The sequence below is a fragment of the Skermanella rosea genome (assembly GCF_016806835.2).
Lineage (GTDB): Bacteria > Pseudomonadota > Alphaproteobacteria > Azospirillales > Azospirillaceae > Skermanella > Skermanella rosea.
In genome coordinates, this window is sequence record NZ_CP086111.1 from 4,343,866 (window position 1) to 4,365,828 (window position 21,963).

Here is a 21,963-nt window from a genome sequence, read left to right on the forward strand (position 1 = left end):
GTGCCAGTTCCGGATTCCGCCCCACGCCCCGTGAAGCGCCGGAATTTCAGGCGCCGACCGCGGCCCGAACGCCCGGATATGCGGCAAATGCACCGAATCGGTGCATACGTCATTATGCTGATCGAAGATCCACCCGGCCGGGATCCGTAGGGCGGCTATGGCGAAGCGGCAGCCGACACCAACGCGCCGGCTCCCCGGGTCACTCCGGCCCGCAGGTCCGGGCCAGTTCGGCCGGCGCGACGATGCGCCGGATTTCCGGCTGCTTCCAGCCGACGAACACGCTGCGCGCCGGCAGCAGGGGCATCGCCGTGCCGAAATAGGTGTTGAAGACCACCCGGTACAGGTTGGCCAGGCCGATGTCGCGGGGCAGGTCCCGCTGTAGCCTTCCGTCGCTGGCATAGACCGCGAGCAGCGGCGAGAACCGCTCCTGCATGCAACTCCGCTCCGCGCTGTCATGGTCGAACCGCTGGCCGCCGCCGTGGTCGCCGTGGACGATCACGACGGTGGGGCGCTTCGCCTCTCCGATGATCCTCCCGACGAGCGCCAGGATGCCGTCGTTGGTATAGAGCAGCTTCTCGACATAGCCGCGCCGGTACGATTCCCGCTTCTCCGGCTTATGCTCGGTATAGTGGGCGCCGTCGTTCATGCTCCAGAACCCGCCTTCCGGCGGCAGCACCTCGCCGGCCCGCGTCACGTCGAAGGGGGGATGCGGCGTCAGCAGGTGAAGGTACAGGAAATACGGCCCCGTCAGCTCCCGCTCGTAAGCTTTGGCGAAGGTCTCCGGCGGAACGCTGGCCTCGCGAAGCCCCGCCTTCAGGGCGATCGGGTAGAAGACGGTCTGCCGCAGCCCGGTGATCTCGAAATTGCTCAGCACGTGCCTGTCCAGCAGCCGGTCGAGCTGGTCCATCCGGACGGGATCGTAGCGGATGTCCAGCGCCGCGGTCTCGTACCCCAGCCGCTCCAGGGTTGCCATCACCGGATTGTGCCGGAGGCGGGCGCGCAGGGCGTCGCGCAGGTCGGCGCCCGTCCTCTCCCCGCCGACGCCGTCGAGATCCGAGGCGGTGAAGACGCTGGTCATGGTCTGGAGCGTCTGGCTGTAGGGCGAGGTGGCGCCGTCCGCCACGGCGAACCCCATCGACCGCAGCCCGTCCAGGAAGCTCGAATTGTCGAAGCCGTAATAGCGTTCCAGCATGTCGGCGCGGGAATAGCCGTCGAGCACGATATGCACGATGTCCGGCCGGTCCCCCCCGGTCCGGACAGCGTCGAACGCGGCATCGCCCCGCTCCTGCTCTCCGCCGCCTGCTGCCGCCGTGTTGACCATCAGCCCGCGATGGGCCAGCGTGACGGCGGGAAAGGCTACCATCACGGCCGCGACGACGGTAGCGATCCGGGAGAAGTTCCCCCCTGGACGCGCTCGCCACCCGATCAGGACCGCCGCGGCGACCATGCCGGCCAGGGCGTAGATGCCGGGAAGCTCCTCGATCCAGGGGCTGAAGACGCCGTCGATCATGCGCTGGATCAGCCGGAAGTCGAAGGTGATCACCAGGGCCAGCGCGACCCAGAGCGCCGCCCGGTGCCGGTCGCCCAGGATCCGGCCGAGCCCGGCGGTGGCTGCCAGCGCGACGAGCACGCACACGGCCAGCGGGCGGACGACGTCGGACAAGTTGGTCATGCCCAGGTCGGCCGACATCAGGTAGAGCGGGAAATAGGCCGCGATCAGCAGCGGGTACAGGGGAAAGCCAGCCGGCTTGCCGACGCCGGCCGACCTCCCGGTTCCCTCAGCCCCGGTCATACCAGAACAGCCGGCGGCCGCTGTCGGCGACCGGCATCTCCCGCACGATCCGGGCGCGGCCGAGGAGCGCCGCGGTGAAGGCCTCGACGCAATAGCCGTCGAAGATGTCCTCGCGCAGCGCCAGCATGCGCCGGACCGTGGGATCGTCCTTCGGCACGAACTCGATCACCCCGCGCGGGGCCAGCCCGGTCAGCCAGCCGATGGTCTGGTCCAGCGGCACGTTCCGGCCGATCACCAGGTGATGCTCGAAGGCGAGCGCCAGCAGCCCGTCGGCCTGGCCCCGTCCCTGGATGCCGCGCCGCTCGCTCTGCTTCCAGCCCTGGTCGGGGCTCGGGTTCGCGGCGTCCTGGAACAGCGGCAGCAGGTTCAGCCGCTCGGAGACCGCCCGGTCGAAGGCCAGTTCCAGCGCCTTCTGGTCGAAATCGAAGCCGATCGCCATCCCGGCCCCCGCCCCCAGCGCCACCGCCGAATAGTTGCCGCTGTTGCAGCCCAGGTCCCACAGCAGGGTCGGCCGGGTCGCCTCGGCGAACTCGGCGATGAAGCGGCACTTGGCCTCCTCCGCCGCGTCCGTATAGGTGTTGTTGCGGGCGTAGTCGCCCCAGACCGTCCTGCCGGTGTCGGCCGGCTTCAGCTTCTCGATCCAGCCGCGGAGCTGGGTCAGGATGCCGAGCAGCGCCGGCTTCGACAGGCCTTTGCGCCGGATGCCGGCGGCACCCTTGTCGTTGGCCGACGCCTCCAGCCGCGCCTGGAGCACGACATAGGTCATCACCTGCCAGGACATTTTCTTGTGGAACGGCAGCAGCCGGTTGAGGTCGGCGGTCGGGATGCCTTCCAGGCTGCCGCGGTACCACTGGTTATGGGGCACGCCCAGCACCGCGCGCAGCAGCAGCGGGTTCAGGAACTGCTCGCAGAACTGCCGCAAGCCGGTCCAGTATTCGCCTTCCCGGTAGCGCCGGAGCGACAGCAGGTCGATCAGCACCGGGCGGGGGCCGATGAACTGAACATTGTAGGCGCTGGCGTCGCTCAGCATGACATTGTCGGCCAGCAGCTCGATCTGGAGGTCGAGATGCAGCAGCGCCGCCGCCTTCAGCGCCGGGAACGGCCATTCGTAGGGATACGACACGAAGGGGATGCGCGGATGCTCGACGACGATCGGCGCTCCCCGGACCTCCGCGCCCAGGGATGCCGGCAGCAGGGCGGGATCGACCTCCTCCGACGCCACCAGGCGGCCGTCGGCGGCAAGGCGGCGGAGCACCCCGCTGTCGCGGACGAAGGTATAGTCGGCGAGCGCCCGGGCGGCGACGGTGCGGAAGATCCGGCCATCGGCTTCGAACACGTGGCCGGACGGATCGCGGAAGGAACCGGGCTCGGCAGCGGTCATGCGTCAGCCGGCCTTGCCGTCGCGGGGATCTTTCCCATCCCTCGGCGACGCGGGCACGCGGCCGAACCGGCTCTTCAGCTTGCCCCAATACAGGCGGATGGCAAACAGACCCCCGGCGATACCGCCGATCAGGCCTTGCAGGATCATGCTGCCGGTGCCCGGATCAAGATAAGCGTAAGCATTCTGCATCGAAACGATCAACATTGCCGGAACAACCAGCAAAGCCATGCATATCCGGTTCATACCGGTTGGCCTCCCACCATGCTCTTATCCTTGACGAAGACGACACGAGTCTTCGCGCGAATCCATCCGGATCAGATGGAAACGGGATTGGAGCACGGTGGGCGGGGCTCAACAACCCCACCCAACGTACATGAAAGTGACACATCAGTGTAATAAACGGACGGGCAGGCTTCGGCGGCGGGGTGGTTCCGCCCCGTTATCGCAGGCTGGCCTGGGCCACCTGGCTCTGCCGGGCCAGCTCGTCGGGCCCCATCGCCACGGCGGTGTAGAACGGCCCGCGCATCTCCGAGCAGTAATACTGGTCGCCCATGGCCAGCAGGCGCAGGGATTCGCCGTTGGAGATGCGGGTGTGCATCTTGTCGAACTCCGCCATGCCGCCCATCCGGTCCGCCAACTCGTGCTGGGACCGGCGCAGGATCGCCGCGTTGCGGTTGGTGAAGCTGGCATATCGGGCGAAAGCCGTGGGATCGCCCCAGACATGGCCGCAGGCGAGGCCCGCCAGCATCGTCCGCGTCTGGAGCGAGACGATCCGGTCGGCCGAACTGTCGCCCAGCATCAGCGGAGTCTGCGCCGTTTCCAAGACAGGATCGGGCGTTTCCGCGCAACCGGTCAGGACCAGCGCGCCGAGTAGAATGCTGACGAGCGCTCCCGCATTCGTGAAAAGGTGTTTCATTTTTGCCCACCGGAAAGTCAAAGCCTTGTGGAGCGTAGCACCTTTTCACCCCGGAATTCGATAACGCTGACCGTGGGCGGAACAGCCACCTCCATGAAGACTACCCCTACAGTTCCCCCATTTGTGCGCTGTACCCGGATCGGCACCGGGGCATTCTTCAGGGACGGTGGAATTTTCGATATGGCTGGCGTCGATGCGTGCGTTCATCCTGCCCCTCACGGTTCTGCTCGCAGGCTGCGTCACCGGAACCGCTCCGGATGGCGGCCCTGCCCGGCGCGCTTCCGGGAGCGACGGGGCGGCAAGTCCGCCGGCGCACGAGCAACCCCAGACCGACGAGAAGGCGCGGCTCGTCATGCGCGTGCAGGATCTCCTCGCCCTGCTCGGCCATGATCCCGGAGGCGCGGACGGCATCGCCGGCCCGGCGACCAGGTCGGCCATGGCGCGGGCCGCCGCCGACCTCCGCATCCCGGTGCCGGAGGAACCCGACCTCCGCTTCGCCCGCGCGCTTGAGTCGGCCGTGGCCGAACGCGTCCGCACCGCCCAGCGGCAGCTTGCCGCCCGCGGCTACGATCCGGGGACCGCCGACGGGCAACTCGGCCCCCGGACCCGCCAGGCGCTCGCCCGCTATCGCGCCGACAACGGCCTGCCGGACGGCCCGGCGATCATGGCGGACTGGCCGGAGCCGAAGCCGGAGCCCGAACGGGAGGCGAAGCCGGTTCAGGCGCAGGCCCCTGCGGGCAATCCGGCCCCTTCCGGGCCGCTGACGCCGGGCCGGCGCATCACCGTCCTGCTGCCCGGGGAGCCGGAAGGACGGGTCCTGACGGTCGGGGACGACGGAACGGTGGAGGTGCCGGGCATGGGTACCGTCCAGGCCGCCGGCAGGCATCCGTCGGAGATCGAGAAGGACATCGCTGTCGGAATGCTCGACCGCTACATCGCGACGCTGGTCGGCGCCGTCCGCGTCGATGTCCTGCCGCCGTGAACCTCCGGGATCGCTGCCCTCTGGAATAGACCCTCTTCCAAAGTAATACCACTTTAGTGTATCTGGAACAGGCAAATTCTATTCCGGTGGAAGAGATACGTTAATGAAATACACCCATATGGCATTGCTGGTCACGGCCACGCTGCTCGCGTCGGGTTGCGACAAGATCAAGGAGTTCCTGCCACCCGACCTGCCGCCGGCCCCCGTCGTCAAGGAGGCGAAGTGGTTGAACCAGAATTGGAGCCAGGCCGACCGGCACTGGTTCCACCACGCCACCCAGGGCACCTCGACCTTCCCGATTCCCTATTCCTGGTTCGTGGCGCTGGAGCAGCCGGAGATCACCATCTTCAGCGCCGCCCCGCTGCTCCGGGACGAGACCTACCTGTCGCGCTTCGGCTTCATTCCCAGCCCCAAGGCGACGCCGGGCCTCTCCGCGGCGGAATCCAACCGCTGGGGCCAGAAGGCGGGCGAGGTCAACCCCGACATGCTGCCGGTCGGTTTCGCCCGCACGCCCGGCTATGACGACCCCGCGACCGGCCGCAAGCTGCCCGACCAGATCGGCCTGACCTGCGCCGCCTGCCATACCGGCCACCTGGAATACAAGGGCGTCAGCTTGCGCTTCGACGGCGGCACGGCCCCGGTCGATTTCGGCAAGCTCCAGACCGTGCTTGGCCTGTCGCTGGCCTATACCAAGTACCTGCCGTTCCGTTTCGGCCGCTTCGCCGACCGCGTGCTGGGGCCGAACCACACCGCCGACCAGAAGGCGGAGCTGAAGGCCCAGCTCGACGCGCTGATCGTCGCCGGCGAGGTACTGTCCAAGAAGATGAAGGAGCTGCCGGGCACCGACGCGGCCGAAGGCTTCGCCCGCCTGGACGCCCTGACCCGGATCGGCAACGCCGTCTTCGTCAACGCCCTGATCGGCGCCAAGGACGCGCCGGGCTTCGACCCCTGGCAGAACTTCGCGCGCATCTCCGCGCCGGTGAAGTTCCCGCACACCTGGAACACCTCCTGGTTCGACTGGGTCCAGTACGACGCCTCGATCATGCAGCCGATGGTCCGCAATGCCGGCGAGGCGCTGGGCGTGGCGGCGAAGATCAACCTGACCAACCCCGCCCGCGAACTCTACGCCTCCTCCGTCCAGGTCGAGAACATTTACGACATGGAGGAGATGCTGGCCGGCTCCGATCCCCTCAAGAAGGTCCCCGGCCCCGACGGGCGGGAAGTGCCCCAGGGCTTCAACGGCCTCCTGGCGCCGACATGGCCCGAGAAGGAGTTCGGCGCGATCGACCCGGCCAAGCGGGACGAGGGCCGCAAGCTCTACCGCGACCTGTGCCAGGGCTGCCACCTGCCCCCGGTCAACGATCCGGACAAGGAGTTCTGGTCCGACAAGTACTGGACCGAACTGCCCCAGGCGACCGGCAAGTACCTGAAGGTCACCCAGGTCCCCATTTCCGTGGTCGGCACCGATCCGGGGCAGGCCGACATCCTCCAGAACCGCACCGTGACGACGGTACCGCCCTATGTCGCGATCGACTACAAGGACCCCTGCGCGCCGCCATCGGCCGACGCGGCGCAGCCCGTGACCACCACCAGCTTCGCCGCGGCGCTGGGCTACACCGTGCAGCGGGCGACCGAGACCTGGTACCTGACCAACAAGGTGCCGCCCGAGCGGCAGGAGGAGATGAACGGCAACCGGGCCAACTGCCTCCAGGCCAAGGCGATCTACAAGGCCCGCCCGCTCGACGGCATCTGGGCGGTCCCGCCGTTCCTGCACAACGGCTCCGTGCCGACCCTCCACGACCTGCTGCTCCCCGCGGCGCAGCGCCCGAAAAGCTTCTGCCTGGGCGGCCGCGAATACGACCCGAAGAAGCTCGGCTACGAGGCGTCCTGCGCCAAGGGCACGACCCTGGTCGACACGACCGTCGCCGGCAGCCGGAACACCGGCCACGAATTCAAGGACGGCCCAAAGGGCAACGGCGTCATCGGCCGCGCGCTCACCGAGGCCGAGCGCATGGCCCTGCTGGAGTACCTGAAGAGCCTGTAGACCTCCCGGCTCGCCGAGAGCAACCGTCGGTCGGCCTACGGCCGAGGCCGACCGACGGCAATCGCCTCACCCGCCGCCACATCAGCCGCGGCCCGGCTGCCCCGGGGCGGATCGACCTGATCGGGCACCGCCCCGGCGGGGGCGGCGCAAGCGTGATTCAGGCTCTTGCCACAGATTACGGCGATGGACGAAGATACCGACCGGATCATCTGGGGATATCGCCGTAATCTGTGGCCGATTCCCTTCATTCCATGCCGGCCGCGAACAAGGCAGGCCGGATGGGGGCCGCCCCTCACCCGTGCCCCTCCCGCCCGGTCACCACCTTGCGGATCCGCCGCACTCCCTGCCACACCAGCACCAGCACCACCGGCACCGCGATGCCGACCGCCAGGTCGGGGTCGATCGGCAGGCCGACGCCCTTCAGGGCTTTCGACAGGTACGAGACGATGCCGATCAGGTAATAGCTGATCGCGACCACCGACAATCCCTCGACCGTCTCCTGCAATCTCAGCTGAAGGCTGGCGCGGCGGTCCATGGAGAGGAGAAGGTCGCGGTTCTGCTCCTCCAGCGCCAGATCCACGCGGGTGCGCAGCAGGTTGCTGGCGCGGCCGATGCGGGCCGACAGCGACTCCTGCCGCTTGGCGACCGCCTCGCAGGTATCGACCGCCGGGGTCAAGCGGCGGGCCATGAATTCCGCGATGGTCTGCATGCCTTCGATGCGGTCCTCGCGCAGCTCGACGATCCGCCGGGCGACCAGGTCGCTATAGGCCCGGGCCGCGGCGAAGCGGTAGGTCGTCTCGGCCGAGGTCTGCTCCGCCTCGGCGGCCAGCTTCGACAGCTGCTGGAGCAGCGCCTGCTCGTCCTCCATGCGGGCGATGTGGGTGGTCTGCTCGGTCAGCTTGGCAAGCTCCGCCTCGATCCCGCGGATCCGCGGCAGCACGCCGCGGGCCAGCGGCAGGGCCAGCAGGGCCATCATCCGGTAGGTGTCGATCTCGAACAGCCGCTGGACCAGCCGCCCGGCCTGGCGCGGCTTCATTCCGTGGTCGGCGACCACGTAGCGCCCGAACCCGTCGGCATGGATGCGGAAGTCGGTCCAGCCGGTGGCGCCGCCGCCGGCCATCCGCGCGCCGACGAACCCGTCGGACCCGAATACGCCCTGGAGCCCCTCGGGCGTCGCCAGCGGCGAATCGGACTGGACCAGCGACAGGTGGACGCCGGCCAGCATCTCGCCCGCGATGCCGGCCAGCCATTCCGGCGGCAGGGCCATCAGCGCGGTGTCGGAGAAGCCGTCGCCGCCCCTGGGGTTCCCCCACGGCCGGAAGACCGTATAGCTGCTGAACTCGGTGTGGCGCTCCCACTTGATCCGGCAGGTGCCCAGGTCGGCGCTGTAATGGGTGGCTCCCGCCGGCGGCGGCGCCACGCCGGCGCGCTCGCACAGGCGGGCCAGATGGGCGCGGTCCCGCTCGCCGGCCCCCTCGCCCGACAGCATCGCGAGATGGGTAGCCCGGAGCGGCGCCCTCAGGCTCTCCGCCGGTCGGGCGTGGACCTCGTTGGCCAGCGTCTCGCGCAGGGCATGGTCCTTCAGCGGGCGCAGGGGCGTGGTCAGCGTGGCGGTCATGGAGGCGGACACTGCAATGGCTTCGGGTGCGGCAGATTAGCGGGTTTGCCCGCCGAAGGCTCGCGGGAAACCGGTCGGGGCGGTCCGGCCGATAATTCGGGGAGCCGGTTGATATGCCGCAGGTGTTCTGGTAACGTTCCAGCCGAACTCCTCAACTTTGTCATCTTGGAATGCTTCAGGGTTTTCGACAAATTAACCGAACCGGCGGCACCGTCGCAGGCACTCCCTCCCGACCCGGCGCTCCAAACGGTGTCGCGTCCGGGTTGGAGCGTGCTATACAGGCGCCAACTCCGTACCCCGTGTGAAATGTCGATGATGACCCGTCTGTCTCCCGCCCTGATCCGCCTGGTCGCCGCTCCCCTGCTCGGCCTCGGCCTCGCCGCCTGTGCGTCGACCGAGGAGGCGCCCTATGTCGAGCGCCCGGTCGAAACGATCTATTCCGAGGCGGCCACCGCCATGGACGAGGAACGGTACAAGGAGGCGGCGCGCCTGTTCGACGAGGTCGAGCGCCAGCACCCCTACTCGCAGTGGGCGACCCGGGCGCAGCTGATGGCGGCTTACGCCCACTACCAGGCGCTGGAATATGACGATGCGATCATCGCGCTGGACCGGTTCATCCAGCTCCATCCCGGCAGCGACGACATCGCCTACGCCTATTACATGAAGGGGCTCTCCTATTACGAGCAGATCACCGACGTGGGCCGCGACCAGCGAATCACCCAACAGGCGCTCGACGCGCTGGGCGAGGTCACGCGGCGCTTCCCGGAATCGCCCTATTCCCGCGATGCGGCGCTTAAAATCGACCTGACCAATGACCATCTGGCAGGCAAGGAGATGGAGATCGGGCGCTACTACCTGCGCCAAGGCCATCAGAACGCCGCGATCGGCCGTTTCCGCACCGTCATCGAGAAATACCAGACCACCAGCCACGTGCCGGAAGCTCTGCATCGCCTGACCGAAGCCTACCTCGCCCTCGGCGTGGTGGACGAGGCGCAGGCGGCGGCGGCCGTGCTGGGTCACAACTTTCCGGGCAGCGAATGGTACGTAGACAGCTACGCCCTGCTGGTGGACGCGAACGTGCGGCCGGAGAGCAGCAGCAACTCATGGATCAGCCGGGCCTGGGCCTCGGTGTTCTAAGGCAGCCCATGCTGGTCGCGCTGTCGATCCGCGACGTCGTCCTGATCGAGCGTCTGTCCCTGTCGCTGAACGCGGGGCTTTGCGTCCTGACCGGCGAGACGGGTGCGGGCAAGTCGATCCTGCTCGACGCGCTGGGCCTGGCGCTCGGCGGCCGGGGCGACAGCACCCTGGTGCGCCACGGCAGCGACCAGGCTTCCGTCACCGCGGAGTTCGACCTGCCGGAGGACCACCCGGCCGTGGCCCTGGTGCGCGAGCAGGGGCTGGAGATCGAGGACACCCTCGTCCTGCGCCGGGTCGTCACGGCCGACGGGCGCTCGCGCGCCTATGTCAACGACCAGGCGATCGGCGTGACCCTGCTCCGCCGGCTGGGGGAGACGCTGGTCGAGGTCCACGGCCAGTTCGACACCCACGGCCTGCTCAACCCGCAGACCCACCGGTCCGTGCTGGACGCCTATGCCGGCCTCGCCACCATGGGCGCGCAGGTCTCGGCCGCGTACCGCGCCTGGCGCCAGGTCGAGGCCGCGCGCGAGGAGGCGGCGGAGGAGATCGCCCGCGCCCGGGCGGAGGAGGACTATCTCCGCCACGCCGTCGCCGAGTTGGACGAGCTCCGGCCCCGTCCCGGCGAGGAGGAGGAGTTGGCCGAGACCCGCACGGTCATGATGCACCGGGAGAAGGTGGTCGAGGCGCTGAACGCCGCCTTCGGCGAGCTGGCCGGCGAGCGCGGGGTCGAGCGGGGCCTCAACGGCGCCCACCGGGCGCTGATGCGGATCATCGACAAGGCCGGCGGCCGGCTGGAGCCGGTGATCGGCGCCCTGGACCGCGCCCTGGCGGAGGTCGCCGACGCCGTCGCCACCCTCCAGGCGCTCTCCAGCGACGAGGACATGGACGCCAACGCGCTGGAGAAGCTGGAGGAGCGTCTGTTCGCGCTCCGCGCGGCCGGCCGCAAGCACAATGTGGACGTCGACAGGCTGGCGGCGCTGCGCGAGGACATGTCGCGCCGCCTCAACCTGATCGAGGACCAGGGCGACGCGCTGGAACGCCTCGCCCGCGAGGCGGCCCAGGCCCGCGACGCCTATCTGGAGGCGGCGAAACGCCTGTCCGACTTCCGCCGCAAGGCGGCGGCCAAGCTGGACGCCGCGGTCGCCCGCGAGCTGCCGCCGCTCAAGCTGGACCGCGCCCGGTTCACCACCACGCTGGAGCCGCTGGACGAGTCCTCGTGGGGTCCCGACGGCATCGACCGCGTCGCCTTCCTGGTGGCGACCAACCCGGGCTCCCCGCCCGGCCAGATCAACAAGATCGCGTCCGGTGGCGAGCTGGCGCGCTTCATGCTTGCGCTCAAGGTGGTGCTGGCCCAGGTCGGCACCGTGCCCACCCTGGTGTTCGACGAGGTGGACACCGGCATCGGCGGCGCCGTCGCGGCGGCGGTCGGCGAGCGGCTGGCCAAGCTGGGTCGCGACCGCCAGGTGCTGGTGGTGACCCACAGTCCCCAGGTGGCGGCGCGCGGCGCCCATCACCTGAAGGTGCAGAAGCAGGTCCAGAAACAGGATTCGGAGGAACGGGTGACGACGGAAGTGGTGGAATTGGGCGACAGGCAGCGGCGCGAGGAGATCGCGCGCATGCTCTCCGGCGCCAAGGTCACCGAAGAGGCCCGCGCCGCGGCGGAAAGCCTGATCGCGGGGCACGGCTGATGACGGCGGGTGCCCGCGAAGCCGTCCGCGACATCCCCGCCGACGAACTCTCCCCCGAACAGGCCGCCGAGGAACTGGCGGCCCTGGCGTCGGAGATCGCCCACCACGACACCCTCTACCACCAGCAGGACCGGCCGGAGATCTCCGACGCCGCCTACGACGCGCTCCGCCGCCGCAACGACTCGATCGAGCTGCGCTTCCCCGAGCTGAAGCGCGGCGACAGCCCCTCCCAGAAGGTCGGGGCCGCCCCCGCCGCGGGCTTCGCCAAGGTCCGCCACGCCGTGCCGATGCTGTCGCTGGGCAACGCCTTCGCGGGCGAGGACGTCCACGAGTTCGTCCAGCGCATCTGCCGCTTCCTCAACATCAAGGAAGCCGACCAGGTCGAGTTCGTCGCCGAGCCCAAGATCGACGGCCTGTCCTGCTCGCTGCGCTACGAGAGGGGCCGGCTCGTCCTCGCCGCCACCCGCGGCGACGGCCAGGAGGGGGAGGACGTCACCGCCAACGTCCGGACCATCGGCGACGTGCCGAAGCAACTCCCCGGCCCGGTTCCCGACGTCCTGGAGGTGCGCGGCGAGGTCTACATGGACCGGGCCGAGTTCATGGCCCTGAACGAGCGCCAGGCCGCCGCCGGCAAGCCGATCTTCGCCAACCCGCGCAACGCCGCCGCCGGCAGCCTGCGCCAGCTCGACTCCAGGATCACCGCGTCGCGGCCCCTGGGCTTCTTCGGCTATTCCTGGGGCGAGGTGTCCGAGCCGCTGGGCGCCACCCAATGGGAGGTGCGCCGGCGCCTGGAGGACTGGGGCTTCCGCCCGAACCAGCCGGCGGCGCTGTGCTGCGGCGCCGACGCGCTGCTGCGCTATTACGACGGGATCCAGGAGCGGCGCTCCAGCCTCGCCTTCGACATCGACGGCGTCGTATACAAGGTCAACCGGCTGGATTGGCAGGACCGGCTGGGCTTCGTCAGCCGGGCGCCGCGCTGGGCCATCGCCCACAAGTTCCCGGCCGAGCAGGCCCAGACCCGCCTCAAGGACATCACCATCCAGGTCGGCCGGACCGGCGCCATGACCCCCGTGGCCGAGCTGGAGCCGGTGACCGTCGGCGGCGTCGTGGTCAGCCGCGCCACCCTGCACAACGAGGACGAGATCCGGCGCAAGGACGTGCGCAAGGGCGACCTGGTCGTCGTCCAGCGCGCCGGCGACGTGATCCCGCAGATCGTCCAGGCCGTCCTGGACAAGCGCCCGGCCGAAGCCGAGCCCTACGTCTTCCCCGACCATTGCCCGGTGTGCGGCAGCGCCGCCGTCCGGCCCGAGGGCGAGGTGATCCGCCGCTGCACCGGCGGCCTGATCTGCGAGGCCCAGGCCGTCGAGCGCCTGCGCCATTTCGTCAGCCGCGACGCCTTCGACATCGAGGGCCTGGGCGAGAAGATCATCCGGGAATTCTGGGACGAGGGCATGGTCCGCCGCCCCGGCGACATCTTCCGCTTGCGCGAGAAGGACGCCGCCAGCCTGACCCGGCTGAAGAACCGCCACGGCTGGGGCGAGAAGTCGGCGGCCAAGCTGTTCGACAGCATCGACGCCCGCCGCGACATCCCGCTCGACCGCTTCATCTTCGCGCTCGGCATTCCCCAGGTCGGCCAGACCACCGCCCGCCTGCTGGCCCGCAGCTACCGCAGCTTCGACCATTGGCGGGAGCAGATGGCCGCGGCGCAGGTCCACGGCTCCGAAGCCTATGGCGAACTGATCGGGATCGAGCAGATCGGCCCCTCGGTCGCCGACGACCTGCTGGGCTTCTTCGCCGAGCCGCACAATCTGGAAGTTCTGGAAGACCTGCTGGCCGCCGGGGTCACCGTCACCGACTTCGTGCCGCCCCGGACCCAGTCCTCGCCCATCGCCGGCAAGACGGTCGTGTTCACCGGCACCCTCGAAACCGTGACCCGCAGCGAGGCCAAGGCCAGGGCAGAATCCCTCGGCGCCAAGGTGGCCGGCTCCGTCTCGTCCAAGACCGACTATGTCGTGGTCGGCGCCGATGCCGGCAGCAAGGCGACCAAGGCCCGCGACCTCGGCCTCACCACCCTGACCGAGCAGGAGTGGCTGGACCTCGTGGCCTCGCAGTAGGGGTCAATAGGTCGCCCGCTGCTCGAACCCGTCCACGCTCGGGAACCCCGCCGGCGCGACCGCCACGCCGGCGACCCGGGCGTGCGTCGGCCCCCGCCGGCAGGCCTCGACCATGTCGTCCACCTGCCCGGCCGGCCCGGCGAAGACCGCCTCGACCGTCCCGTCGCTCCGGTTGCGCACCCAGCCGACCAGCCCGCGGGAGCGCGCCTCCTCGACCGTCCAGGCGCGGTACCACACGCCCTGGACCTTGCCCGAAACCGTGACGTTGACTGCCTTGGTGTCACTCATGGGTACCCTCGCGCTTCCTTTTTCCCACTCACCGCCTGAAGCGGTCGAACAGTGGTGTAGGTCGGCATTCGCCCGTCAGGGCGAACGCCGACACCCTGCGTCAACGCTCCGGCCACGCTGTCGGCGTCGGCCTGCGGCCGAGGCCGACCTACGATCCATCATGTTTCACCGCTTGAAACGGTCGAACAGCCCCATGGCGAAGGCGGCGTGGATCGCCAGCGGCGCTCCCCACGCGACCAGGGGGAAGACGAACCAGACCCTGCCCGGCGTCAGCAGGAAATTGATCGGCACCAGCAGGATCATGGCCGAGAAATAGATGATCAGGTGGTTCAGGAAGCCGCGCAGCCGGCGCTTCGCCGGGCCGGCCTCGTCCCGTTCCTCCACCTCGCCTTCGGACGGCAGCTCTTCCATGGCCCTAGCCCGGATCAGCGGCCGGCGGCCTTCAGGAAGTCGCGGATCAGGTCCGGGTCCTTGTGGCCCGGCCGGTCCTCGACCCCCGAACTGACGTCGATCGACGCGGCGCCGCTGACCGCGATGGCCTCCGCGACGTTGCCTGCGGTCAGGCCGCCCGACAGCATCCAGGGCTTCGACCAGGTCCGCCCGGTCAGGATGGTCCAGTCGAAGGCGATGCCGTTGCCGCCCGGAAGTGCGGCGACCTTGGCCGGCGGCTTGGCGTCGAACAGCAGCCGGTCGGCCACCGCGGCATAGGCGTCGACGGCGTCCAGGTCGGCCGCGGAGGACACCTTGATCGCTTTCATCACCGGCATGGAGAAGGCGGCGCGGATCTCCGCGACCCGCTCCGGCGTCTCGTCGCCGTGGAGTTGGATCAGGTCGAGCGGCACCTGGCTCACCACATGCTCCAGGTACTCGTTCGTGGGATCGACGAACAGCCCGACCGTCCTCACTCCCGTCGGCACCATCCGCGCCAACTCCGCCGCCAGCGGCGGCGCCACGTGCCGGGGCGAGCGCTCGTAGAACACCAGCCCGATATAGCGCGCCCCGCCCTGGACCGCGGCCGTGACCGCGCCCGGATGGCTGACGCCGCAGATCTTCACCTGAACAGACATGTGCGATTCCTAAAGTTCGCCGACGATGGCGCGCGCGGCCTCTGCCGGGTCCGGCGCCTGGGTGATCGGGCGCCCGATGACGAGGAAGTCCGCCCCCTGCTCCACGGCGTCGCGCGGGGTCATCACGCGCTTCTGGTCGCCCACGGCGGAACCGGCCGGCCGGATGCCCGGCACCATCAGCACGAAATCCGGCCCGCACTCGGCCCGCAGCGCCGCCACCTCGGCCGGCGAGCAGATGATCCCATCCAGCCCGGAGGACTGCGCCAGCGCCGCCAGCCGCCGGGCCTGGTCCAGCACCGGCACGCCCTGCCCGACCGCCACCAGGTCGTCGTCGTCCAGGCTGGTCAGCACCGTGACGCCCAGCAGCCGGGGCCGCGGCAGGTCGGTCATGGAAGCCGCCTCCGCCGCCGCCCGCATCATCGCCGGCCCGCCGCCGGTATGGATGGTCAGGAAGGCGGGCTGGAGCGGCAGCACCGCCCGCACCGACGCCGCCACCGTGTTCGGGATGTCGTGGAGCTTCAGGTCCAGGAACAGCGGCAGCCGCACGCCGCCCATGACGGCCCGGATGCCCGCCGGCCCCTGCCCGCAGAAGAATTCCAGCCCCAGCTTGACCCCGCCCACAAGGCCGGCCAGCGTCTCGGCCAAGCCGCGCGCGGCGTCGATTTCGGGCGTGTCGATGGAAACGAAGATCCGGGATGCCGGCGAAGTCATGATGATGGCGTATCCGTCACTGTGTCCCGCGGGGTGTCCCGCGGGACGGGTTGGCGGCCGGCGGCCCACGACGTCAATGTCGGTCCCAGGTCCGGGTTTTCCAAGGCCGCGGCCATGCGTTCGCCGAGCACGGGGCCGAATTTGAAGCCGTGGCCGGAAAATCCGGTCATCACCCAGGCCCGTCCCCCCGACGCTCCCGTCCCGTCCAGCGGCTCGACGACGAAGCGCTCGTCCTTCTCGCAGGTATAGAAGCATGTGGCGGCGCTGGCGATCGAATAGCGGTCCGGATCGGCCAGCCGCGCGCGGCCGAACGCCCAGATCCGCTCCGCCTCCTCCAGCCCGGCCTCGCGGTCCCGGTCCGGGTCGCCGGTCAGGGTGAAACGGTGGTCGCCGATCTTCATCCCCGTCCCGGCCACCGACGGCACCAGGTAGAAGCCGCACTCCGGGTCGATGTCCAGCACCATGGGATGCCTCGCCCAGGCGTCGCGCAGCCCCTCCGGCATCGCCAGGTAGGTCAGCACCTGCCGCGACGGCACCGCCCGCCCGGCCAGTTCCGGCACCAGCCGCGGCACCCACGGCCCCGCCGCGACCACCAGGGCGTCGGCCCGCACCACCGTCCTGTCGGCCAGCCGGATCGTCGCCGTCGCCGGATCGACATCGAGCACGGCGGCATGGGGATGGATGGTGACGTTCCGGCCCGGCAGATGGTGCGCCATCAGCTCGACGATGCGCCCGGCCAGCAGCACGCCGCCGGTCTCCAGGTGGAACGCCTCCCGCACCCCGCCAGCCTCGATCAGCGGGAACTCCGCCGCCAGCGCCGCACCCGACAGCCAGCGCACCGCCCGTCCGCGCGTGGCCAGGGTCGCCGCACTCTCGTGCAGCCAGGATGTGTCCTCGACCGAACCGAGGCACAGCGTCCCGGTCGGCTCGTACAATCGCTGCCCCAGGTCGGCCCACAGCCGCTCCCACGCGCGATAGGCCTCGTCCACCATGTCGGTGTAGCCGCCCTCCGCCCCGTAGGCGTGGCGGATCAGCCGGTGCTGGTCCACCGAGGAGCCCAGCGGGTTCGGCACCGCGTACTGGTCGTAGACGCTGACCCTGTGTCCCCGGCGCGCGAGCGCCCAGGCGGTCGAGAGGCCCATGATTCCGGCCCCGACCACCGCGACATGCATTCCCATGGTGCCTTGAATCCCTTCGCGCCTCAGGTGACTTCGACGGCGTACTGGGCGGCGGCGAGGTCTTCCAGCGCGGTCCCGACCGACTTGAACAGGGTGATCTGGCTGTAGAAGCGCCGGCCGGCGCGGTCGCCCCGGGTCAGGTCGAACAGGTCGCCGGCGATGTCGTCCACCGTCATCAGCCCGGCCGCCAGCGGCTGGGTGATGTCCCCGGCCTCCTTCGTGGCGCCTTCGCGGGTATCGACGAAGATGCGGGCGCGGGCGATCGCCGCGTCGTCGGCCTCCCGCATCTCGGGGGTGAAGCCGCCGACCAGGTCCACGTGGACGCCCTCGGCCAGCCACTCCCCCCGGATCAGCGGCTCGCGCGACAGGGTAGCGCAGGACACGATGTCGGCCCCGCGCACAGCCCCCTCCAGGTCCTGGGTCGCGGAGACCTTCATCCCGCGCCGGTTGAGCTGCTTCGCCAGCCGGTCGGCCTTGGCCGGATCGCGGCCCCAGATCAGCACCTCGCGAATCGGCCGCACGGTCGCGTGGGCCAGCACCAGATGGGGCGCCAGCGCGCCGGTGCCGACCATCAGCAGCCGGCTGGCGTCGTTCCGCGCCAGGTAGGAGGCCGCCAGGGCCGAGGCCGCCGCCGTCCGCTTGACGGTCAGCGCCGGCCCGTCGATCATGGCCAGCGGCGCGCCGGTCTTGCCGCTCAGCAGCAGGTAGGAACCCATGATCGAGGGCAGGCTGCGCGTCCCGTTGTCGGGGAACACGGTGACCAGCTTGACCCCGATATAGCGGCCGACCTGCCAGGCCGGCATCACCAGCAGCGTGGCGGCGTGCTGGTCGAAGGTCGGGATGGTGTGGTGGTGCCGGACCGGCGCCTCGCACCCCGAGCGGAACATCTTCCGCAACCTCTCGATCAGCGGCCCGAACTCTAGGGCCGCCTCCACCTCGGCGGCACTGATAGTCCTCATCAGCCCTTCCGTACTGCTTGCAGCCTCACGGCCGGCGTCACTGCGCCCTGGCCGTCTCGATCTGGGACATCGGCACCCGGCGCGCCGCGGCGTCGGACGTCAGCATCGGCGCGTTGCTCGCGGCCAGCCGCTGGGCCGCCTCGGCGACGCGCTTCTCGGCGGCGGTGCGCTCCTCCCGCTCGCGGGACAGCTCGCGCTCCAGCTGGGCGGCCTTGCGACCGCGCACGCGGGCGGCGACGCGGTGCTTGCGGTCGGCGCTCCAGGCGACGAAGCCGCCGGCCAGGAAGCCCAGGACCAGCGCCGTGAGCGCCGCGACATAGATCGGCACCGTGATCGAGAACGGCAGCGGCCACAGGGCCAGCTCGACGGGATCGCGGTTGGACACGGCGAACGACACGATGACCAGGGCGATCGGGATGGTGATGATCCAGGACAGGTAACGCACGGGCTTCCTCGCCTCTTGAAGCTTCAATCACGGAGCGGCTCGGCCGAGGGTCGCGGGAACGCGGCCTCGGCGGACAGTGACCCTTACTCCGTGTTCAGACGTTCGCGCAACTGCTTGCCGGTCTTGAAGAAGGGAATAAACTTCTGCGTCACGTGGACGCTGGCGCCGGTGCGCGGATTGCGCCCGACCCGGGCGTCGCGCTTCTTCACCGAGAACGCGCCGAACCCGCGCAGCTCCACCCGGTCGCCGCGCGCCAGCGCCTCCGATATCTCGTCGAAGATGGTGGTAACGATCTTCTCGATGTCGCGCTGGTACAGGTGCGGATTCTGTTCGGACAGACGAAGAATCAGTTCAGACTTTGTCATTGGTCCCGACTCTCCCTGGTTGCGCGGGCGTTCCCTTGAGCTGGGGATCTCTCTCCGCACGCAGCCCCAACGGTGCCATGCCGGGACCGGCACCGTCAAGGTAAGTTCTTATGATACAACAGTTTAGCCCGATACGTTTTTGCCTGCGCGCTCGTCGAACCGCGCGACCGCCCTGCCATGGGCCAGCCCGATCAGCGGCCGGCACTCCTCCTGGAAAGTCTTTGCGGAGGGAATGATGACGCTCACCCAGCCGTCCCAGCCATAGCTCGGATGAGGCATCAGCGTGTCTATCATCGTGAAGTCCCACGGTCCCGCGATCACGCCGCCCTTGGAGGGGATCTTCCGCAGCCGGCCGAACAGCTCCACATAGGTTTCCCTCGGCACCCCCAGGTCCAGGCGGAACAGCCCCTTGCGGTCGAGCCGGCTGCCCTTGTCGCTCTTCCCATCCTTCCGCTTCAGGGTCGCCATGTGCGTCCCCTGTTCCAAGCAGTCTTCCGGATTGTAGAAATACTCGTCCTGCCCCGGCCTGGGGATCACCCGCACCTCCGCGCACGTGTCCATGATGTACTGATGAATCTCTTCCGGCGTCGCGGCACATCCTCTCCGGCTTTCGGACGGCCGTGAATACCACTTTCGCGAAAGAAACACCCTGCGACACGTCAACCCGCCGCCGCGGCGGGCCGAACATCCCCTGAATTCAGCGTGAATTCTTTCTACTGGAAGATCCTTGCGGGCGATGCGGCCGCTCCCTGCGGATATTGCGAACGGCATCCTGTGGGTCCGAGCTTTCGACGAGGCGCGCCGCCGCTTCCGCCAGGCCCTCGGCCGCGCCCTGCTGGATCGCGGCCTCATGATCATCACGCCGGACCTCCGCGCCGTCTTCGCCCTGCGGGCGCTGGGACACTACCGGGAATTCGGTGGCAAGCCGCTGCGCATGCCGGCGCGCCGGCGGGATTGGCCGCAGCCATGACGGCCTCCGACGTAGGTCCGCCTTCGCCCATAGGGCGAACGCCGACGCCCCGCATCACCTCCGCTTCGCGTCAACCCGGTCGGAAACCACCTTAGACGAAGACCATGCCGCCATCCACCAGCAGCGACTGCCCCGTCATGAAGTCGCTGTCGGATGACGCCAAGAAGCGGGCGACGCCGACCAGATCCTGGGGCGCCGAGGGCCGGCCGAGCACCGCGATGCCGGCGAAGGTCTCGAACGCCTCGTTGTCGCGGCTGGTCAGCCCGTGCTCGCGGAAGCCGCCGTCGATCACCTTCCACATGTCGGTCGCCACCACGCCGGGGCAGATCGCGTTGGCGGTGATGCCCTCCTTGCCGAACGCCCGCGCGGCGGCCTGGGTCAGCGCCACCACGGCGAACTTGCTGGCGGAGTAGTGGGCCAGCGGCTCGTAGCCCTGCTTGCCCGCGATCGACGCGGTATTGACGATCTTGCCGCCGGCCTTGCCGGTCCCGGTACCGTCCCGGGCCTGGGCCTGCATCTGGCGGATCGCCTCCTGCATGCCGATCAGCACGCCCAGCGCGTTGACGTCGTTGACGAAGCGCCAGTCCTCCTCGGTGATGTCCAGGAACGGCTTGGTCTGGGCGACGCCGGCATTGTTGAAGATCACGTCGAGCCGGCCATGGGCGCGCACCGTCTCCCCGATCATGGCGCGCACGCTGCCCCGGTCCCGCACGTCCACGGCGACAGCGACGGCCGTGCCGCCGGCCTCCCGGATCGCTCCGGCCACCGCGTGGGCGTTCTCCTCCGACAGGTCGGCGACTGTGAGCCGGGCGCCGTCGGCGGCGAGACCCCGCGCGATCTCCGCGCCGATCCCGCGGCCGGCGCCGGTGACGATGATGCTCTTGTCTTGGATGTTCGTTGGCATGGCGTTCCTCCTTTGCCCGGACCATACAAGCAAACCCCGCACCAGATCCCGGCTTCCGGAAAAGCCCTGTCCCGGCAGCGACTTGCCCCGGAGCCCCCGCGCAGCCGCCGTCCCCTTCCGCGACAGTCCCCGCGACACTGTGCGACGGCTGTAGCGGCCGGCGGCGTGCTACCGTTTCCGCCGCCGTCTTCCCTTCTTCCGCGGGAGTGTCCGATGAGGCTCTACATGACGCCGGGTTCGTGCTCGACCGGCATCCACATCCTGCTGGAGGAAATCGACAACCCGTTCGAGGCGGCGATCGTCAACCTGCCGGCCGGCGACCAGTTCAAGCCCGACTATGTCGCGATCAATCCCAAATCCACCATCCCGACGCTGCTGCGCGACGACGGCACCGCCCTGACCGAGTTCCAGGCCATCGCCTACTGGCTGGCCCGCATCAACCCGCGCGCCCGGCTGATGCCGGGCGATCCCGACGGCGACGCGCTGGTGATGGAGGTGATGGATTATGTGGTCGGCACCATCCACATGCAGGGCTTCGCCCGTATCTTCACGACATCGAGCTTCACCCCCGACCCGTCCGCGCACGATGCCGTCCAGGCCCGCGGGCGGGAGATCGCGGCCAAGGGCCTCGGCCTGATGGACAAGGTGCTGGAGGGCAAGGACTATGTCGCCGGCGCCTTCTCCATCGCCGACGCCGCCCTGTTCTATGTGGAGTTCTGGGCCGACAAGACCGCCATCGACCTGCGGCCCAACTGCCGCGCCCATTATCACCGAATGCGCGCCCGCCCCGCTGTCCACCGCGTCCTCCGGGAGGAAGGATACCGCTGAGGCGAGCATATAAGACCAAAATCCTGGAATTTTCGGCCTGTTTTCCTATATGAAGATGCCGGGACCGCATTGCCGGCCCGGCAACCGAGGCTACGGGGCGGCGATCGATTGGGTCACGGATGAACGGCGATGGGCAAAGATACCGCCGGCAGCATCTTTATCCATCGCCGTTCATCTGTGGCCCGTTCAGCGCTCGACCTTGTCGTCCGCGTCCGGCCGGGCGCCGGCACCGCCCGCGCCGACGGCGACCTCCGGCGAGGTGCCCGGTGTCGTTCCGCCCACGCCCAGGCCGGTAGTTCCCGACACGGTGCCCTCGTTGTTCTCCGGGCCGGGCGTTCCGGGAGTCGCAGTGGTGCTGGAGCCGGAGCCCTGCGCGCCTTCCAGGCGCGACCGGCCGGCGCCGGTCCCCGCGAGGCCGGCTTCTTCCGACACCCCGGCATTGCCCAGGATGCTGGTCTCGCGCTGGGAGACGACGCCCTGCGCACGGTCCTCCTTGCTGACCTTGACCTCGCGGCCGGGATCTTCCATCGGGGCGTCGCGGCCGGTGGTCGCGGTGTTCTTCTCGTCTGCCATGGC

Annotated in this window: 23 protein-coding genes; 7 read left to right on the top strand and 16 right to left on the bottom strand. The window is 69.4% G+C overall.

The window, feature by feature from the left end; all coding sequences use genetic code 11:
• Nucleotides 1-199 precede the first annotated feature (199 nt).
• The 4 genes from JL101_RS20310 to JL101_RS20325 form a co-directional block, all read right to left on the bottom strand.
• Nucleotides 200-1,792: a sulfatase-like hydrolase/transferase gene (locus JL101_RS20310; RefSeq protein WP_203097581.1), complete on the bottom strand. Its 1,593-nt coding sequence runs from the start codon at nucleotides 1,790-1,792 to the stop codon at nucleotides 200-202.
• On the bottom strand, nucleotides 1,779-3,173 hold the full coding sequence (locus JL101_RS20315; RefSeq protein ID WP_203097580.1) for a hypothetical protein: 1,395 nt from the start codon (nucleotides 3,171-3,173) through the stop codon (nucleotides 1,779-1,781). The genes JL101_RS20310 and JL101_RS20315 overlap by 14 nt, the downstream gene beginning before the upstream one ends.
• 3 nt (nucleotides 3,174-3,176) lie before the next feature.
• Entirely contained in the window at nucleotides 3,177-3,401 is a 225-nt protein-coding gene (locus tag JL101_RS20320) for a hypothetical protein (RefSeq protein ID WP_203097579.1), read from the bottom strand.
• A 211-nt stretch (nucleotides 3,402-3,612) separates the two neighbouring features.
• Nucleotides 3,613-4,089: a hypothetical protein gene (locus JL101_RS20325; protein ID WP_203097578.1), complete on the bottom strand. Its 477-nt coding sequence runs from the start codon at nucleotides 4,087-4,089 to the stop codon at nucleotides 3,613-3,615.
• Nucleotides 4,090-4,282: 193 nt separating this feature from the next.
• On the opposite strand from JL101_RS20325, the gene JL101_RS20330 reads away from it, so the two are divergent.
• Together JL101_RS20330 and JL101_RS20335 are read left to right on the top strand one after the other, a co-directional pair.
• Nucleotides 4,283-5,071: a peptidoglycan-binding protein gene (locus tag JL101_RS20330; RefSeq protein ID WP_228435008.1), complete on the top strand. Its 789-nt coding sequence runs from the start codon at nucleotides 4,283-4,285 to the stop codon at nucleotides 5,069-5,071.
• A 103-nt stretch (nucleotides 5,072-5,174) separates the two neighbouring features.
• Entirely contained in the window at nucleotides 5,175-7,115 is a 1,941-nt protein-coding gene (locus JL101_RS20335) for a di-heme-cytochrome C peroxidase (RefSeq protein ID WP_203097577.1), read from the top strand.
• A 292-nt stretch (nucleotides 7,116-7,407) separates the two neighbouring features.
• Here JL101_RS20335 and JL101_RS20340 read toward each other — a convergent pair whose 3' ends face one another.
• Nucleotides 7,408-8,733, bottom strand: coding sequence for a DUF3422 family protein (locus tag JL101_RS20340; RefSeq protein WP_203097576.1), 1,326 nt, complete (start codon nucleotides 8,731-8,733; stop codon nucleotides 7,408-7,410).
• A gap of 315 nt (nucleotides 8,734-9,048) precedes the next feature.
• On the opposite strand from JL101_RS20340, the gene JL101_RS20345 reads away from it, so the two are divergent.
• The 3 genes from JL101_RS20345 to ligA are packed head-to-tail and all read left to right on the top strand — an operon-like array spanning nucleotide 9,049 to nucleotide 13,672.
• On the top strand, nucleotides 9,049-9,870 hold the full coding sequence (locus tag JL101_RS20345; protein ID WP_228435510.1) for an outer membrane protein assembly factor BamD: 822 nt from the start codon (nucleotides 9,049-9,051) through the stop codon (nucleotides 9,868-9,870).
• 8 nt (nucleotides 9,871-9,878) lie between these two features.
• Nucleotides 9,879-11,558 carry a DNA repair protein RecN gene (gene recN, locus JL101_RS20350; RefSeq protein ID WP_203097830.1) on the top strand — a complete coding sequence of 560 codons (1,680 nt, stop codon included), beginning with the start codon at nucleotides 9,879-9,881 and terminating at the stop codon, nucleotides 11,556-11,558.
• Nucleotides 11,558-13,672, top strand: a complete 2,115-nt coding sequence (gene ligA / locus JL101_RS20355; RefSeq protein ID WP_203097574.1) for an NAD-dependent DNA ligase LigA — start codon at nucleotides 11,558-11,560, stop codon at nucleotides 13,670-13,672. Before recN ends, ligA begins: the two co-directional genes overlap by 1 nt.
• A gap of 3 nt (nucleotides 13,673-13,675) precedes the next feature.
• Here ligA and JL101_RS20360 read toward each other — a convergent pair whose 3' ends face one another.
• The 9 genes from JL101_RS20360 to JL101_RS20400 all read right to left on the bottom strand — a co-directional run bounded on the left by JL101_RS20360 (nucleotide 13,676) and on the right by JL101_RS20400 (nucleotide 19,246).
• Nucleotides 13,676-13,960, bottom strand: coding sequence for an acylphosphatase (locus tag JL101_RS20360; RefSeq protein WP_203097573.1), 285 nt, complete (start codon nucleotides 13,958-13,960; stop codon nucleotides 13,676-13,678).
• A gap of 165 nt (nucleotides 13,961-14,125) precedes the next feature.
• The gene (locus JL101_RS20365) at nucleotides 14,126-14,371 is read right to left on the bottom strand and encodes a 2TM domain-containing protein (protein ID WP_203097572.1); all 246 of its coding nucleotides are present in this window, start codon (nucleotides 14,369-14,371) and stop codon (nucleotides 14,126-14,128) included.
• Between the two features lie 14 nt (nucleotides 14,372-14,385).
• Nucleotides 14,386-15,027, bottom strand: a complete 642-nt coding sequence (locus JL101_RS20370) for a phosphoribosylanthranilate isomerase (protein ID WP_203097571.1) — start codon at nucleotides 15,025-15,027, stop codon at nucleotides 14,386-14,388.
• Between the two features lie 9 nt (nucleotides 15,028-15,036).
• A complete protein-coding gene (gene pyrF / locus JL101_RS20375) occupies nucleotides 15,037-15,738 on the bottom strand; it encodes an orotidine-5'-phosphate decarboxylase (protein WP_203097570.1) in 702 nt (233 codons plus the stop codon).
• The gene (locus tag JL101_RS20380) at nucleotides 15,735-16,916 is read right to left on the bottom strand and encodes an NAD(P)/FAD-dependent oxidoreductase (protein WP_203097569.1); all 1,182 of its coding nucleotides are present in this window, start codon (nucleotides 16,914-16,916) and stop codon (nucleotides 15,735-15,737) included. Before JL101_RS20380 ends, pyrF begins: the two co-directional genes overlap by 4 nt.
• 23 nt (nucleotides 16,917-16,939) lie before the next feature.
• Nucleotides 16,940-17,875, bottom strand: coding sequence for a bifunctional Delta(1)-pyrroline-2-carboxylate/Delta(1)-piperideine-2-carboxylate reductase (gene lhpI, locus JL101_RS20385; RefSeq protein ID WP_203097568.1), 936 nt, complete (start codon nucleotides 17,873-17,875; stop codon nucleotides 16,940-16,942).
• A gap of 37 nt (nucleotides 17,876-17,912) precedes the next feature.
• Nucleotides 17,913-18,320 carry a lipopolysaccharide assembly protein LapA domain-containing protein gene (locus tag JL101_RS20390; protein WP_201078056.1) on the bottom strand — a complete coding sequence of 136 codons (408 nt, stop codon included), beginning with the start codon at nucleotides 18,318-18,320 and terminating at the stop codon, nucleotides 17,913-17,915.
• Nucleotides 18,321-18,403: 83 nt separating this feature from the next.
• Entirely contained in the window at nucleotides 18,404-18,685 is a 282-nt protein-coding gene (ihfB, locus tag JL101_RS20395; RefSeq protein WP_037458738.1) for an integration host factor subunit beta, read from the bottom strand.
• Nucleotides 18,686-18,808: 123 nt separating this feature from the next.
• Nucleotides 18,809-19,246 carry a DUF6194 family protein gene (locus JL101_RS20400; RefSeq protein ID WP_203097567.1) on the bottom strand — a complete coding sequence of 146 codons (438 nt, stop codon included), beginning with the start codon at nucleotides 19,244-19,246 and terminating at the stop codon, nucleotides 18,809-18,811.
• A 175-nt stretch (nucleotides 19,247-19,421) separates the two neighbouring features.
• Between JL101_RS20400 and JL101_RS20405 the strand changes: the two genes are divergently transcribed.
• Entirely contained in the window at nucleotides 19,422-19,655 is a 234-nt protein-coding gene (locus JL101_RS20405; protein ID WP_203097566.1) for a hypothetical protein, read from the top strand.
• A gap of 91 nt (nucleotides 19,656-19,746) precedes the next feature.
• Here JL101_RS20405 and JL101_RS20410 read toward each other — a convergent pair whose 3' ends face one another.
• Nucleotides 19,747-20,559 (bottom strand): SDR family NAD(P)-dependent oxidoreductase, encoded by an 813-nt coding sequence (locus JL101_RS20410; RefSeq protein WP_203097565.1) that lies wholly within the window; start codon nucleotides 20,557-20,559, stop codon nucleotides 19,747-19,749.
• A 213-nt stretch (nucleotides 20,560-20,772) separates the two neighbouring features.
• Here JL101_RS20410 and JL101_RS20415 point away from each other — a divergent pair, with 213 nt between their 5' ends.
• On the top strand, nucleotides 20,773-21,387 hold the full coding sequence (locus JL101_RS20415; RefSeq protein WP_203097564.1) for a glutathione S-transferase family protein: 615 nt from the start codon (nucleotides 20,773-20,775) through the stop codon (nucleotides 21,385-21,387).
• A gap of 186 nt (nucleotides 21,388-21,573) precedes the next feature.
• On the opposite strand, the gene JL101_RS20420 is transcribed toward JL101_RS20415, so the two are convergent.
• Nucleotides 21,574-21,960 carry a hypothetical protein gene (locus JL101_RS20420; protein ID WP_203097563.1) on the bottom strand — a complete coding sequence of 129 codons (387 nt, stop codon included), beginning with the start codon at nucleotides 21,958-21,960 and terminating at the stop codon, nucleotides 21,574-21,576.
• Nucleotides 21,961-21,963 lie beyond the last annotated feature (3 nt).